At 60.8% G+C, this 14,418-nt stretch carries 12 protein-coding genes; 10 read left to right on the forward strand and 2 right to left on the reverse strand.

The genetic code is table 11. The features are described 5' to 3' along the window. The first annotated feature begins 5 nt into the window (after positions 1 to 5). From potE to AC1DZP_RS03810, 9 genes are all read left to right on the forward strand, one after another. Entirely contained in the window at positions 6 to 1,349 is a 1,344-nt protein-coding gene (gene potE, locus AC1DZP_RS03770) for a putrescine-ornithine antiporter (RefSeq protein ID WP_477228313.1), read from the forward strand. A gap of 38 nt (positions 1,350 to 1,387) precedes the next feature. Beyond that, entirely contained in the window at positions 1,388 to 2,326 is a 939-nt protein-coding gene (locus AC1DZP_RS03775; protein WP_477300217.1) for an amino acid ABC transporter substrate-binding protein, read from the forward strand. A gap of 494 nt (positions 2,327 to 2,820) precedes the next feature. Continuing rightward, positions 2,821 to 4,050 carry an arginine deiminase gene (locus AC1DZP_RS03780; RefSeq protein WP_457152263.1) on the forward strand — a complete coding sequence of 410 codons (1,230 nt, stop codon included), beginning with the start codon at positions 2,821 to 2,823 and terminating at the stop codon, positions 4,048 to 4,050. Between the two features lie 31 nt (positions 4,051 to 4,081). Then, entirely contained in the window at positions 4,082 to 5,086 is a 1,005-nt protein-coding gene (locus AC1DZP_RS03785; RefSeq protein WP_095081987.1) for an ornithine carbamoyltransferase, read from the forward strand. 4 nt (positions 5,087 to 5,090) lie between these two features. Then, on the forward strand, positions 5,091 to 6,026 hold the full coding sequence (gene arcC, locus AC1DZP_RS03790) for a carbamate kinase (RefSeq protein WP_477300219.1): 936 nt from the start codon (positions 5,091 to 5,093) through the stop codon (positions 6,024 to 6,026). Positions 6,027 to 6,129: 103 nt separating this feature from the next. Continuing rightward, positions 6,130 to 7,446 (forward strand): amino acid permease, encoded by a 1,317-nt coding sequence (locus tag AC1DZP_RS03795; RefSeq protein WP_477301140.1) that lies wholly within the window; start codon positions 6,130 to 6,132, stop codon positions 7,444 to 7,446. Positions 7,447 to 7,520: 74 nt separating this feature from the next. Further along, complete coding sequence (gene ydiK, locus AC1DZP_RS03800; protein ID WP_477301142.1) at positions 7,521 to 8,591, forward strand: AI-2E family transporter YdiK; 1,071 nt, start codon at positions 7,521 to 7,523, stop codon at positions 8,589 to 8,591. Between the two features lie 318 nt (positions 8,592 to 8,909). Beyond that, the gene (locus tag AC1DZP_RS03805) at positions 8,910 to 9,992 is read left to right on the forward strand and encodes a cysteine peptidase family C39 domain-containing protein (protein WP_477300221.1); all 1,083 of its coding nucleotides are present in this window, start codon (positions 8,910 to 8,912) and stop codon (positions 9,990 to 9,992) included. 163 nt (positions 9,993 to 10,155) lie between these two features. Then, positions 10,156 to 10,437, forward strand: a complete 282-nt coding sequence (locus AC1DZP_RS03810; RefSeq protein ID WP_477300223.1) for a hypothetical protein — start codon at positions 10,156 to 10,158, stop codon at positions 10,435 to 10,437. 83 nt (positions 10,438 to 10,520) lie between these two features. On the opposite strand, the gene AC1DZP_RS03815 is transcribed toward AC1DZP_RS03810, so the two are convergent. Together AC1DZP_RS03815 and AC1DZP_RS03820 are read right to left on the reverse strand one after the other, a co-directional pair. Then, positions 10,521 to 10,880, reverse strand: coding sequence for a response regulator transcription factor (locus tag AC1DZP_RS03815; protein ID WP_477300225.1), 360 nt, complete (start codon positions 10,878 to 10,880; stop codon positions 10,521 to 10,523). A 150-nt stretch (positions 10,881 to 11,030) separates the two neighbouring features. Then, positions 11,031 to 11,687, reverse strand: coding sequence for a response regulator transcription factor (locus AC1DZP_RS03820; protein WP_477300227.1), 657 nt, complete (start codon positions 11,685 to 11,687; stop codon positions 11,031 to 11,033). 403 nt (positions 11,688 to 12,090) lie between these two features. On the opposite strand from AC1DZP_RS03820, the gene AC1DZP_RS03825 reads away from it, so the two are divergent. Beyond that, positions 12,091 to 13,788, forward strand: a complete 1,698-nt coding sequence (locus AC1DZP_RS03825) for a tetratricopeptide repeat protein (RefSeq protein ID WP_477300229.1) — start codon at positions 12,091 to 12,093, stop codon at positions 13,786 to 13,788. Positions 13,789 to 14,418 lie beyond the last annotated feature (630 nt).

Consider the following 14,418-nt stretch of genomic DNA (forward strand, 5'->3'; position numbering starts at 1 on the left):
GCACCATGCCACAAGAACCGCAGCCGAAACGCATGAATTTGATGCAGCTGACCTTCATCGTGGCGGTCAACATGATGGGCTCCGGCATTATCATGCTGCCGACCAATATGGCAAAGGTCGGTGCGATATCCCTGCTGTCGTGGATTGTCACGGCGCTCGGTTCAATGGCAATCGCGTACGGCTTTGCCCAGGCCGGCCTTTTCAATCAGCGTCCGGGCGGCATGTCGGCATACGCCGAGGATGCATATGGCAAGTCGGGGTACTTCCTCGTCTTCATCCTGTATTTCCTGTCCCTTGCGATCGGAAACGTCGCCATCGGCATATCGGCTGTCGGATACCTGTCGTCGTTCTTGCCCGCGCTTTCGGCGACGCCGGTGGCGACATGTGTCAGCCTGATCTTCCTGCTTTGGCTTACGACAGTTGCCAACTTCGGCGGCCCAAGCATAACCGGGCGTATCGGGTCGATCACGGTTTGGGGCGTCATTATCCCGGTGGGCCTGCTGTCTGTCTTCGGCTGGTTCTGGTTTAGCCCCAGCACTTTCGGCGCGGCCTGGAATCCGCACGGGCTGAGCCTGGGTGGGGGTATGGGCTCCAGCATCGCGCTGACGCTTTGGGCTTTCCTGGGGATGGAATCTGCCGCCCAGAACTCCGCCGCGGTCGAGAACCCAAAACGCGACGTGCCTTTGGCATGCCTGTTCGGAACGCTTGGGGCCGCAGCGATCTACATTTTGTCGACCACTGTGATTCAGGGCATCGTGCCGAATGAGGAACTAGCCAAGTCGACCGGGCCGTTCGGCCTGGCCTATGCGCATATGTTCAACCCGTTCGTGGGATCGATCATCATGGCTCTGGCCGTCATGGCATGTCTGGGCTCGCTGCTCGGCTGGCAATTCACGATCGCCCAGACCGGCAAGGCGGCGGCCGACGAAAGGATGTTCCCAGCATTCTTCACCAAGGTGAACCGCATGGGGGCGCCGGTTACCGGCATGATCGTGATGGCTGTCGTGCAATCGCTGCTCGCACTGATGACGATCTCACCGACACTAAGCGAACAGTTCGCAGCGTTGGTGAACCTGGCGGTCGTCACCAACGTGCTGCCATACATCATAGCGCTTTCGGCTCTCGTGATCATGATGAAGTCGGCAGGCGTGTCCGGATCGAAGTACGCATTCAACGTGTTCATCGTGACGGTGGCGATGCTCTACAGCACCTATGCACTCTACGCCTCGGGCCACTCGGCGGTGATGGGCGGCATGCTGGTGACGGCGCTCGCTTTCATCATTTGGGGTTTCCTTGCGCCTCGTTTCAGCGGGCAGGCAGGCACGCCGGCGCGTGCAGCGGCAGCCTGAACTGGGGCATGGCAATGCGCTCGACAGGAGGACAACACATGCAAGCCGCACAGCAGAAAGCCGCTCGCCGGCATGGTATCGGTGCCCTTGGCCTCCTTGCCGTGGGCATCGGCGTTGGCCTTGCGCTCCTTGACGCGATCCCGGCTTCAGCCGCTACCCTCGATCGGGTTCGCCAAGCCGGGAAACTTGTATTCGGCTATCGCGCCGACGCCCGGCCGTTCTCGTTCGACGACGGGGGCAAGCCCACCGGGTATTCGATTACGCTTTGCCAAAACGTGGCAGACGAAGTCAAAACAGAGCTTGGCATTGCCGACCTGAAAGTTGAATGGGTTCCGGTCGCTGTCGAAGATCGCTTTGCTACGCTCGAGCAGGGCAAGATCGATCTCCTATGCGGTGCAGAGGTCACGCTGGAAAGACGGAAGCAGGTGTCGTTTTCCATACCCATCTTTCCCGGTGGCATCGCTGCGATGCTCAGGTCGGATGCTCCGCGGGCGCTGCAGGATGTCCTCGCTGGCCGGCCGGCATCCGGCCCCATCTGGCGTGGTTCGCCGGCGCAGATCCTCGAGGACAAGACCTTCTCGGTCGTTTCCGGCACTACTGGGCAGTCATGGCTTGAGAAGCGGTTGAACGAATTCCAACTGACGGCAGAGGTAGTTCCTGTGGACAGCTACGATGCCGGCACGATGCGAGTGCTGGACCGCACGAGCGACGTGTTCTTCGGGGATCGGTCGATCCTCGTTGAAGCCGCTGCCGGCAACCCGTCAGGTGCCGACTTGATGGTTCTCGACAGGCAGTTCACCTCTCAGCCGATTGCGCTGACGATGGCGCGAAACGACGATGATTTTCGCTTGGTCGTGGATCGATCCCTTAGCCTGCAATTCTCATCAAAGGAGTTTCGCGATCTGTACACGAAATGGTTCGGGGCACCAGATGACGAGGTAACAGCCTTTTTCCGTCAGAGCGCATTGCCAGAATAGTTCTCACGTAGAATATATATTACCACGCTAGATGAGCAGGTGGTGCCTATCGGCACGTCGCCAGCCAAAAAATGAGATAGCGCAGTCAATGCAGCCGCCATCCTGATTGCAGGGCGAGCCTGCGCTCATGACGAGGAGCTTGGGCCTGAGACGCCGCCGGCGCCGATGCCCCAGGATATCGTTGCAACTCCGCAGATTCCTTCAACGTCTCTTTTGGGGCTGCCTTTACGACCGACTACGTGTCGCGCGGCATCACCAATTGCCGGAGCTCCCGGCAAGGGGCAGGGAACGCTACGGTAACTTACTCCCTGATCCTTGATTGCGACGTCGCCGACGACAATCAATGCTTCAAGCGCCAGTTCTCCTTGGTCCGATGTCAGACACAGCGAGCCGTTCGGGAGAACGAGTATCCGGTGGCGTGTGCCGTCTCGCGGCGCAGGACTTCATACGTGATCGCGGGCTGGGCCACGCCAGTACCTTGAAGGACGAGGGGCATGAGGACAGTTGGGGTGCATTCGGAGGTAGGCAAGCTGCGGACGGTCATGGTCTGCAAACCTTCTCTCGCTCATCAACGCCTGACGCCGGGGAACTGCCATGATCTGCTTTTCGATGACGTGCTCTGGGTCCACGAGGCCCAGAAGGATCATTTCGACTTCGTGCTCAAAATGCAGCAGCGGGGGATCGAAGTCCTTGAATTGCATGACCTTCTTGCCGAGACCCTGGAGCAGGCCGACGGGCGTCGGTTCGTGCTCGACAGGCTGATCACGCCGAATTCGGTCGGCTTCCAGAACGCTTCGTTTATGCGGCCTTGGCTGGACGAGCTTGAGGCGACGCGACTTGGCAAGCACCTCATCGGCGGGATTACGATCTCCGACCTGCCTGACGGGATCGGCAAGGCGATGATGGTCGAGGCCTTCGGAGGAGTTGAATTCATCCTGCCGCCGATACCCAACACCTTGTTCCAGCGCGACCCGTCGTGCTGGATTTATAACGGCGTCACCTGCAACCCCATGTACTGGCCCGCGCGCAAGCCGGAAACGCTGCTTCAGCGTGCGATCTACAAATTCCATCCGTCGTTCCGAGAGGCTGACTTCAAGATCTGGTGGGGCGACTCCGACGAGTCGTTCGCCAGCGCGTCGATCGAGGGCGGAGACGTCATGCCGATCGGTAAYGGCGTCGTCCTCGTCGGCCTGGGCGAACGGACGACCCATGAGGCCGTGGGCCAGTTGGCTCTCGAGCTCTTTCGCAACAAGGCCGCCACGCGCGTCGTCGGGTGCCTCATGCCCAAGAGCCGGGCAGCGATGCATCTCGACACCGTGTTCACGTTCTGCGACCGCGATCTGGTCACGATCTTCGAGGAAGTCGTCAATCAGGTCAGGTGCTTCAGCATACACCCCCTGGACGACGAAGGGCATTTCGAAGTCCGTCGCGACGAGCAGCCGCTTCTCGCGGTCGTACAAGAGGCACTTGGCTTGAAACGGCTCCGCTCCGTGCCGACCGGCGGCAACGCATTTGAGGCCGAACGCGAGCAATGGGACGATGGCAATAATGTCGTCGCCCTCGAGCCTGGGGTGGTCGTTGCATACGACCGCAACACTTACACCAACACGCTTCTGAGAAAGGCCGGCGTGGAAGTCATCACCATCCGGGGCGCCGAGCTTGGACGAGGCCGTGGCGGCGGGCACTGCATGACCTGTCCTGTCTGGCGTGACCCTGTCGACTGAACCGGTCACCACTTCTCAAGGGAGAGAACGCATGAGCTTCAACCTCCGCAACCGCTCGCTGTTGACGGTACAGGACTATACGCCGCGCGAGTTTCAGCATCTGCTCGACCTCGCCCGCGACCTGAAGCGCGCCAAATATGCCCGCACCGAGCAGATGCATCTTCGAGGCAAGGAGATCTGCCTGATCTTCGAGAAGACCTCGACGCGCACGCGCTGCTCTTTCGAGGTCGCCTGCTACGATCAGGGCGCCAACGTCACCTATCTCGATCCGGCCGGCTCCCAGATCGGGCACAAGGAGTCCTTCAAGGACACAGCGCGCGTGTTGGGACGCATGTTCGACGCGATCGAGTATCGGGGATCGGCGCAAAAGGGGGTGGAGGACCTCGCAAGATATGCCGGAGTTCCGGTCTACAACGGGCTGACCGACGAATACCACCCGACTCAGATGCTCGCCGACGTCATGACCATGCGCGAGAATGGCGACAGGCCGATCACCGACATCAAATACGCTTACGTCGGAGACACCCGCTCCAACATGGGGCATTCGCTCATGATTGTCGGATGCCTGATGGGAATGGATGTGCGTATCTGCGGTCCCAAGGAACTCTGGCCGTCCGATGAATACACGAGCATCGCCAAGAAGCTGGCTGAGAAATCCGGCGCGAGATTGACGATCACTGCGGACGTCAAGGCCGCGGTGAAGGACGTGCATTTCATCCATACGGACGTTTGGGTCTCGATGGGCGAGTCCAAGGAGGTCTGGGGCGAGCGTATCAAGCTGCTCAAGCCCTACCAAGTGAACTCTGCCATGATGAAAGCCAGCGGCAACCCGCAGGTAAAGTTTATGCACTGCCTCCCTGCGTTCCACGACACGGAAACCGTCCTTGGCAAGCAAATCGCCGAGAACTACGGCATGGCTGACGGACTTGAGGTTACCAACGACGTGTTCGAGTCGGAAGCCAACGTCGCGTTCGAGCAAGCGGAGAACCGAATGCACACGATCAAGGCACTTCTCGTCGCGACTTTGGGGGACTGACCGAATGCGGGTCGTGATCGCGCTTGGCGGCAACGCGCTTTTGAAACGCGGCGAACCGATGACGGCGGAAGTCCAGCGCAGGAACATCCGTACCGCGGCTATAGCTATGGCGCCGGTTGCCTCCGCACACCAGCTGGTCATCAGCCATGGCAATGGTCCGCAGGTTGGCCTGCTCGCACTGCAAGGGGCAGCCTACAAGGCGGACGAGGCCTATCCGCTGGATGTCTTAGGTGCTGAGACGGAAGGCATGATCGGCTACATGATCGAACAGGAGCTCGGCAATCTGCTGCCGTTCGAGGTACCATTCGCCACACTGCTGACCATGGTCGAGGTCGACGGTAACGACCCAGGGTTCAAGAATCCAACCAAGTTTGTCGGCCCTATCTACGACGAGGCGCAAGCGCAACAGATCAAGGCCGAAAAGGGATGGACGTTCAAGCTCGACGGCACAATGTGGCGCCGCGTCGTTCCATCGCCGCAACCGAAGCGCATCTTCGAGATGCGGCCGATACGCTGGCTGCTGGATCAAGGTACGGTCGTCATTTGCGCCGGCGGTGGCGGCATTCCTACGATGTACGCGCCCGATTCCGACCGCAAGCTCGTTGGCGTCGAGGCGGTCATCGACAAGGACCTCTGTACGGAGCTCCTTGCCCGCGAGCTTGATGCCGACCTGCTCGTGATGGCGACCGACGCGGAGGCGGTATTCCTGGGGTGGGGCACGCCGCAGGCCAAGGCGATCCACAGGGCCAGTCCAGAAGCAATTTCGGAGCACACGTTCCCCGCCGGCTCGATGGGTCCGAAGGTCGATGCTGCCTGTCAATTTGCGAGGGCGACGGGTCACATGGCAGCCATCGGCGCACTTGCCGACATCGAGGCGATCGTGCGGGGCGAGAAGGGCACAATTATCGGTGGGGGCTTCACGGGCCTTAGCTACCACTAGGCATCTCCCGCCCAACAGATTGGAATTCTTGGTAATGCAAGCCTTGGATCCGACCAAAAGCGAAACCGCCACCGGGCGAGTCGTTTCCGCACCCGAACAGGGCCTGCCACCGCATTCGGAAAGCCGCAAAAGCCTCGGGATAGCGGCGTGCACGGCGATTGTGGTCGGTAACATGGTCGGGTCGGGTTTCTACCTGTCGCCCGCTGCCGTCGCCCCCTATGGCAACCTTGCGATCCTGACCTGGATTGTAATGGGCGCAGGGGCAATCTGTCTGGGGCTGACCTTCGCCAGATTGGCGCGTTTGGCTCCGGCGACGGGCGGACCTTACGCCTATACCCGCCTGGCCTATGGCGACTTTCCCGGCTTTCTCATCGCGTGGGGCTACTGGATATCGATCTGGGCTTCGCTGCCGGTAATCGCCGTCGCCCTTGCTGGGGCTGTGGTCGACCTGTTCCCCATGCTGCGGGGTCGTGGGATGGTCGTCGCCCTTACCTTGGGCGCGATCTGGGTTGTCGTTTTCGTCAACCTGCGAGGGGTAGGCGCCGCCGGCCTCATGTCGCAGGTCACAACCTACGCCAAGCTGGTGCCGTTCGGAGCCGTCGCGGTGGTGGGCCTGCTCTACGTCGACACCTCGCACTTCAGCGAGTTCAATCCGAGCGGCCTGCCAATCCTGCAAGCAGGCGCGGCGCTTGCGCCGCTGACAATGTTCGCTTTCCTGGGGCTCGAGTCGGCCACTGTCCCTGCCGGCGATGTCCGCGACCCGGAGCGCACGATTCCCCGCTCAACGGTGCTGGGGATCACAATCGCTGCGACCCTCTATGTGTTAGGAACGATCGTGGTCATGGGCGTCTTGCCGCGGCAGGAACTCGTCCATTCGATCGCTCCGTTCTCCGACGCAGCTCGTGTGATGTGGGGGCGCGCAGGCGCGATCTCGATTGCGATCGCGGTGATCCTGTCGTCGATCGGTGCGCTGAATGGCTGGACCTTGCTGATGGGGCAGGTGCCAATGGCGGCGGCGCGCGACGGGCTGTTCCCACCGCTTTTCGGCAGCCTGTCGTCGCGAAATGTCCCGGCGATCGGAATCGTGGTTTCGGCTGTGTTGGCGACCCTGCTCGTTCTCGTTCAGGCTGCCGGGTCAGGAGGCTTCTCGGCGTTCTACACACTGGTCGTTGGCTTGAGCACGATGGCAGCGGTCATCCCTTACGCCTTCTGCGCCTTGGCAGGCAGCCTTGTCTCGGCACGTGTCAGCGGCGGCGCGCGTATCCCGCGCGTGACCGCCGTCGAACTTGTGGCGTTCGTATTCGCCATGTTCACGCTCTATGGTTGCGGAGCGGAGCCGGTCCTCTATGGCTTGGTCCTGTTGCTGCTCGGTATTCCGGTGTACGTCTGGCAGCGGCGACGCGCCATCACGATGGCCTGATAGGGGCTCCAGTCATGCCGATCGGTGGTCCTCTCCTGGAATCGGACAACCCTACGCCGCCAAGCGTTCCAGCGGTGACCTCCCGGCACCAGGACCTTGGGCGGATCACGTTGACCGTGCTGTTCATCGGCGGTCTGCTTGTTACCAGCATCTGGATCATGCGGCCGTTCCTGCCGGCGCTCCTTTGGGCTACGACGCTGGTTCTCGCGACCTGGCCATTGTTGCTTCGCGTGCAGCGCTACGCAGGCAACCGCCGTGGCATTGCGGTATTAGTGATGACCTTGGCGGTGCTGCTGGTTCTTATCGTGCCGCTTTGGGCGGCGGTGAGCACAGTCGTCACCAACATAGATGTAATCGGCGACATGGCGCGCATGCTGCTGTCCCTGCGGGTACCGCCCCCCCCGGATTGGCTGGCCGGAATTCCCGTGGTTGGGGCTCGGGCCGCCGAGGCATGGGGCAGGTTGTCTTCGGCTGGCCTGGATGAACTGGCACCCAAGCTTACTCCCTATGCTGGCGCGCTGACACAGTGGATCGCATCGGCTGCCGGAGGCCTCGGCAGCATGCTCCTGCAATTCCTGCTGACTGCCGCCATCGCGGCGGTAATGTACGCCAAGGGGGAACAGGCGGCGGCTGCGATGATACTCTTCGGCCGACGATTGGCCGGCGATCGTGGAGAGAAGGCCATTTATTTGGCGGGTCAGGCGATTCGCAGTGTGGCGCTGGGGGTCGTTGTGACGGCCTTGGCACAGAGCATCATAGCCGGCATCGGCCTGCGGCTGGTCGGCCTGCCATTCGCGGTGCTGCTCACAGCGCTGATGTTCGTGCTCTGCCTGATACAACTCGGTCCAGGCTTGGTGCTTATCCCGGCAGTAATCTGGATGTACTATTCAGGCAGCACCCTCGGCGCGACCGTTCTGCTGCTCTTCGCAATTGTCGCCATGACGATCGACCAGTTCATTCGACCGATCCTGATCCGGAGAGGGGCCGACTTGCCCTTGCTTCTGATCCTTGCCGGGGTGGTTGGCGGGCTGATTGCGTTCGGCATCCTCGGCATCTTCATAGGCCCTACCGTCCTAGCCGTGGCCTATACCCTGCTGAACGCCTGGATGCAGGAAGATCCGACGCCTGTCGTGGCGAGGCAGTGATACGCCGATAACGCGGCGATGTACCAAGAAAGCGTCTTCGTCAGCAACACGTCCGCGGGAGATCAGCGCATGGAAACGGGGCCTGACGGGAAATGCCGGCAGCGAGCGGAGCCTCGACCGAGGAGGACAACATCTGAGCCGCCGAACGACGGCCAGCAGCTGTGCCTTGTGCTACCGTAACTTACCTTCTGCTTCTTGATCGTGGCGGGTGACACCGCGATCAATATAGCAGAGCAAACTGCAGGCTCTTTCAGCGCTCGGCTACAGCGCCCGCATAATCCGGCGACGGCCGCAGCCCACCCCACATGGGAACGGGTCATGTCGCATTTCCGCCTTTTGAAACAGACCCGACAGATGACCGAGTACTCCTGCGGCGCATCGGCCTTGCAGTCGGTGTTCAGCTATTGGGGCCAGGAGATGGAAGAGGAGGCTCTGATGAGGCTCCTCGGCACTAACCCCGAGGTTGGCACCTTTCCTCAAGATCTGGTTCGTGGTGCTCGTGCGCTGGGTTTCGATGCCGAGATGAAAGAGAACTCTAGTCTCGACGATCTGGAGCGGTTCACGTCCGCCGGTCATCCGGTGATCGCGTTGGGGCAGGTCTGGAGGAGCGAGAAGGACACGCCGGAATCGGCGGCCGACGAGTGGGATTGCGGGCACTACATTGTGGTTCTCTCGGTCGACGCCGACTACGTCTACTTCCAGGACCCGTACATACGGATGGGCAAGGGCTTCGTGCCCAGATCGGCATTCGACGAGCATTGGCATCAGATCATGGGAGGCATCGCGCATGCCAGGTCTGCCGAAATGCATCGCGTCGCAATATTCATAAAAGGAAACGAGTCGGCGATACGCCCAGGCACCGATCAATTCGACTTGTCAAAGCTCGATTTGAGCCAGCTAGGTTCCATAGATCTGATAAGCATCCATTTCCCGAGATATCTGCTGCCGTTCGATTTCCTCGCTGAACTGAAACAGCTGTTCGAGGGCGGGTTGGTTCGCCCGGATGCATTCGCGATTACGAGAAAGGACAGCGAGGGCAGGATATCGGGAATGCAAGGTGGGCACCTGGAGGACGGCGAGGACGTCGTCGAGGTCAATGCCTTGATCGCAGCGCTTGCAGCCCAAGCGCGCGGCGACACGGCAGAAATCCGGACGAGCGCAAAGGCGGCGGCGCGAGCGGCTGGTGCCGGTGACTTTGGTCTGTCTGCTGACGACCTTCGCCGGCGCGCGGAGCGACTGCGTCCTGGGCATTCCGAAGTCGTCGTTCTGTTGGAGAACCGTTGGGAGTCGCGGTTCTACGATGTGACGCGCCGTCACGGAGGCACGGTTGCCGAACAGAAGATGATCTCTGCCGCTGCCCTCGCGAAAATGGGCGGTTGGATTGTGCCATCAACCGCGTGATCCGGCGGCTCGGGCAGCGGTATTTCCGGTGAGCCGCCAGGAGTTTCGAAATGGAAGGCGCAACTGCCTCACGGCCGTTGCGCCGGCTACTGTAACTTACTTGTCGCCGCTGTGCATCCTTCAGGCGAAGGGGCAAACTAATGCGAGTGTCTGCGAAGTACCAATGAAAGACCCGAGCAACAGGTCAATGCCGCTGACGGCCGCGATGGTCCGGTTCGTTGATGTGGCGGAGTTGATCAAGGCCCGCAGCATCTCGGACGAGGTCTTGCGGGATATGTGTGAAGACTACCGGCTGGCTCGCGCGACGCTCACCAGACTGAAGAAAGCGAAGCCAAGGCGGCCGGCAGAGATTTCCGAATACACGACCCTGGTGTCCGAACTCGAAGACGAGATCATCCGCCGCTTGCTGGGTGACGAAGAACGGCCGACGGTTAACAAGGAGTAGCGGCGATGTCGGATGCCATACATCCTGGGGCGCGCCTCATCACATGCCTTCATTCATAACCGCGCCAGAGAGGCAAGCGTGGCTCAGCGGGACTGCAGGGCGGCAGACAAGGCGTCCATCAATGTTTTTGCCGGACACGGCTTCTCGAGATAGGCTGCGCAGCCTGCAGCCATGGCGGCGTCTTGGGTCGCCTTATGCCCATTGCCGGTGATAAAGATGACCGGGACATCGGAACCTGATCTGCGCTGCTGAAGCGCGAGTTCTATTCCCGAGATGCCGCTAAGATGGATGTCTAGGATGAGGCAGGCCGCATCGCGCAGGTCTGCATACGCTTGAAATTCCTCGGCGGAGGAATACCCGGTAACCTCGAAGCCCTTTGCTCTCAGCAGCCTCGCGATTCCCTTGAGAAAACCGGGATCGTCATCGACGACCAGTATGCGCATGGACCCTATTCATCCAGATTGGACATCCAGAGTAGCTGCTCAACTCGGTTGTCGGGGTTGATCTCGATCCAGAATAGCAAGGCGAACGCGATCGCTGCTATTGTCCAGTCGGACATGTTGGACGCAAATCTTACAGCAAATGCAAAAACGTCAGGCAGGCGACTTCGCGGACGAGCTCAGGTCGGCGTCGGCCTGCTCTGACAGAATTCCCAAGCGTTCGGCGAGCGAGACGAGGTCGGCAATCGTCCGGGCGCCAAGTTTTTCGAATATCCTGTGCCGATGTGCTTTTATCGTCCGTTCGGTTATACCGAGAGCGTAAGCCGTTTGCTTGTTCAGGCGCCCCCGCACGATGAAGTCGAACACCTGGCGCTCGCGCGGTGTCAACGTTTCCAGCAGTGCGTGCGCATCTCGCATCCGTTGCTGGTGCTTGGACTCTGTATCGTGCCGCGCGATCGCGCGTCCGATGCTTTCGAGCAAGACCTGACCCGCCACCGGCTTGGTCAGAAAGTCCTCGGCGCCGGACTTGATCGCAGTGACCGTGGTCGGAATGTCGCCGTGACCCGTGAGGAAGACGATCGGGAACGGCGAACCAATCTCGACCAGTCGCCGCTGCAGGGCAGGCCCGCTCAAGCCGGGCAGGCTGACATCGAGGAGAATGCAGCCAACTTCCGCCCCGGCGCAAACCTGCGCCAGAAACTGGTCTGCGCTGGGGTATTCGGCAACCTCGTAGCCGTGCAGGCGCAGCAGCCGCGCGGTTGCATGACGGAACATGCTATCGTCGTCTACAATATGAACTAGGCTGCCCATCGGAATCACATCGCACCGGCATTCGCGAGCAGCGTGATGTAGAACGCCGCGCCGCAATCCTTCTCAGTCAAGAGCGACAACCCACAGCCGGCGCCCAGCTCGCGTTCTCAGCATGAACTTGGTCGCTCAGGGCTTCATCGAAGGTGCCCATGCCAAAATTGCCATTTGACGTTATCTTAGGCAGAATCGCACTACCTAACTTTGTATTAACGTGAAAAGCATTCTTTCTTTTCGGCGGTGCGTTACCTGGTTGTAACTTGTCCCTAGGGACAATGTCTTGACGGCCACTGATCGCCGGTACAATTCCCATCTCCCCGCTCTAAGTTTAGAGCTTGCTCCCATTCGCGCGAATGTCAACGGTCGAGAGTCGATGAGCAGGTCTCTGCCTTCGTGGAGGGTCGAAATGATTGACGCGGACGAGATGCGCTGCCTGACTACCCCCTCTCCCGCCGCTGCGTTGGACCGCTATGACGGCGCAGCGACTGCTGATCCTGCAACATMGCGCTCCGATGAAATCCACCGCGAGTTGGACCGCGTGATGGATTCCGTTCGGTTCGACGCGTCTGAGCGCAATCGGCGGTTCCTTGCATATGTGGTCGAAGAAGCGCTGGCAGGCAGGGGAGGGCGCATCAAGGCATACAACATCGCGACCGAAGTGTTTGGCCGCGACGTCAACTTTGATCCCCAGCTTGATCCGGTGGTACGGATGGAAGCCCGCCGGTTGCGCAGATCGCTTGAGCGCTTCTATCTCACCTGCGGCGACAACAGCTCGATCAGGATTGCCATGCCGAAAGGCGGCTATGTGCCCGAGTTTCAGACTGCTGCCCTCTGGTCACCGTCAGCTAATGACGCACAGGCGAATGCCCCCAGCGAACCGGCTGGAACGGAGCGCGCGTCGACGATCCTTGTGGCGCCATTTGATGCCGAAGGCGATCAATCTATGTTCCTGCATTTCAATCGCGGATTTGCCGAACAGGTTACAATCGGTCTAGCTCGTTTCCCCGAAATCGCCGTCTTTGAACGGCCTTCGGACGCGCATTACGCATCGGCGGCAGCCAGTGAGCAACGCCGTAATGCGAATGGGGAGTTTGTCCTGAGCGGCAGCACCGCACTCTTCGCCGGCTCTCTCAACGTGAAAGCCGTTCTAGTTCAAGCACGGACCGGGCGGGTGCTCTGGGGGCAGAGCTTCGAACGAGACCTCCAATGCGGGAATGTGCTGAGCATCCGCGACGAGGTGGCGAATTCGCTTGTGCGCGCGTTGGCACAACCCTACGGCGTCATCAGCAGCATAGCCTATGCCGCTGCCCAAGCGAAGGAACCGCGGTCCCTAAGTCCTGTCGAGTGCGTCATCAGGTTTTACGAGTACAAGCGGACCTACCGGAGGGACCTCTTTTCAGGTGCGCGTCAGTGTCTCGAACGAACCGCAATCACCAACCCGGATTATGCCGAGGCGTTCGCCTGCCTGTCTCAACTGTACACCGATGGGCATCGGTTTGGGTTCGCACCCACGGAGTCCCCCTCTGGACTGCGCCGGCAGGCCATAGAGCTTGCGGATAGGGCGGTCCAGCTGGCTCCCGATTCCAGCCGCGGCCATCATGCTCGGGGACTGGCTTATTGGTTTGCTCAGGACGTGCCCGCCAGCCTGAAGGCCATGCAGATGGCCCTCGCCTTCAACCCCAACGCGACAGACATCATGACCGATCTGGGTCTGATCTGGTCCTTGCTGGGTGAATGGGGCAAAGGAGTTCCACTGCTCGAGAAGGCCTCCGCACAACAACTGTCGCGGCTCGGCGCCAACTGCGTGGGATTGTCCCTCTATCATTTCGTGAACGGACGCTACGAAGAGGCGCTGGCCGAAGCGCGTGATGTGGACATGCCGGACGTGACGCATGGCTTTGTGGCCCGAGCGATCTCCCTCGTTCGCCTCGGGCGGAAGGAAGAGGCCGCCCGGGCTGTCCAGAGGATTGTTGAACTCGCTCCTTGTCGTGGCGGCGGCATTCTGGCCGACTTGGCCGGCGTCAACGCCAATCCCGACCTGGCCGACAAGGTCTTGGCAGCATTGCGAGAAGCCGGGCTTTCGACGGAGGTCACACGCCACTGAACCGTGTGACGAGGGCACGGATCGGCGGCATTCGAACGACATCCTTCCGGCTCGGAGTTCGTCGCCGTCCCGGCGATGAGTTCTTCCTCCTGTCCTTACCCGCTCGCTGGTGGCACATCCGCTGCACCTTCGCGACCAGCGCGCCGAACTGGCCCGATGCCGATGGCGCCGATTGCATCCACTTGCTCGGAAACGACAAAGAGGCCCCACGGCTGCCACTGCGAGTCCGGCCGACACGTCGCTGCGCAACCAGCCCAATCGATAGCCCGAGAGGCTCGTAAACACCGGCAACCGAGGAGCCGCAAGAGTCCGGCCAACAATCTCGCGCTCGCGCGGGCTGGCGGTCGCGCCTATCCCGCTATGGCCGGACTGCCCCCCGAGACCGGCATCTATGCCAGCATCGCCCCACTGATCGCCTACGCCGTGTTGTCATCGCCCGATGACAGGAGGTCGAGGGTGCCGTACGCAAGCAAGGCCGCCACCACATCTGGTGCCTGAAGGAGGCGGACAGCCAGTCTGATCGTAGTCCGCGAAACGGGCTCGGTGCGTCTGCTCGACCCGAACTATGCTGCCGCGCATGCGTATGCGGCCGCGAGCCGAGTAGTGCTCCTAGAGGGGACATATTCGACT

It is taken from the genome of Mesorhizobium sp. P2_F8 (assembly GCF_056403655.1).

Excerpts from the sequence above, each read along its gene's own strand:
- AC1DZP_RS03820 (WP_477300227.1), bottom strand. The coding sequence starts at position 11,687 with ATGGGCAGCCTAGTTCATATTGTAGACGACGATAGCATGTTCCGTCAT.
- AC1DZP_RS03775 (WP_477300217.1), top strand. The coding sequence starts at position 1,388 with ATGCAAGCCGCACAGCAGAAAGCCGCTCGCCGGCATGGTATCGGTGCC.
- AC1DZP_RS03785 (WP_095081987.1), top strand. The coding sequence starts at position 4,082 with ATGAGCTTCAACCTCCGCAACCGCTCGCTGTTGACGGTACAGGACTAT.
- AC1DZP_RS03810 (WP_477300223.1), top strand. The coding sequence starts at position 10,156 with ATGAAAGACCCGAGCAACAGGTCAATGCCGCTGACGGCCGCGATGGTC.
- potE (WP_477228313.1), top strand. The coding sequence starts at position 6 with ATGCCACAAGAACCGCAGCCGAAACGCATGAATTTGATGCAGCTGACC.
- arcC (WP_477300219.1), top strand. The coding sequence starts at position 5,091 with ATGCGGGTCGTGATCGCGCTTGGCGGCAACGCGCTTTTGAAACGCGGC.
- AC1DZP_RS03815 (WP_477300225.1), bottom strand. The coding sequence starts at position 10,880 with ATGCGCATACTGGTCGTCGATGACGATCCCGGTTTTCTCAAGGGAATC.
- AC1DZP_RS03805 (WP_477300221.1), top strand. The coding sequence starts at position 8,910 with ATGTCGCATTTCCGCCTTTTGAAACAGACCCGACAGATGACCGAGTAC.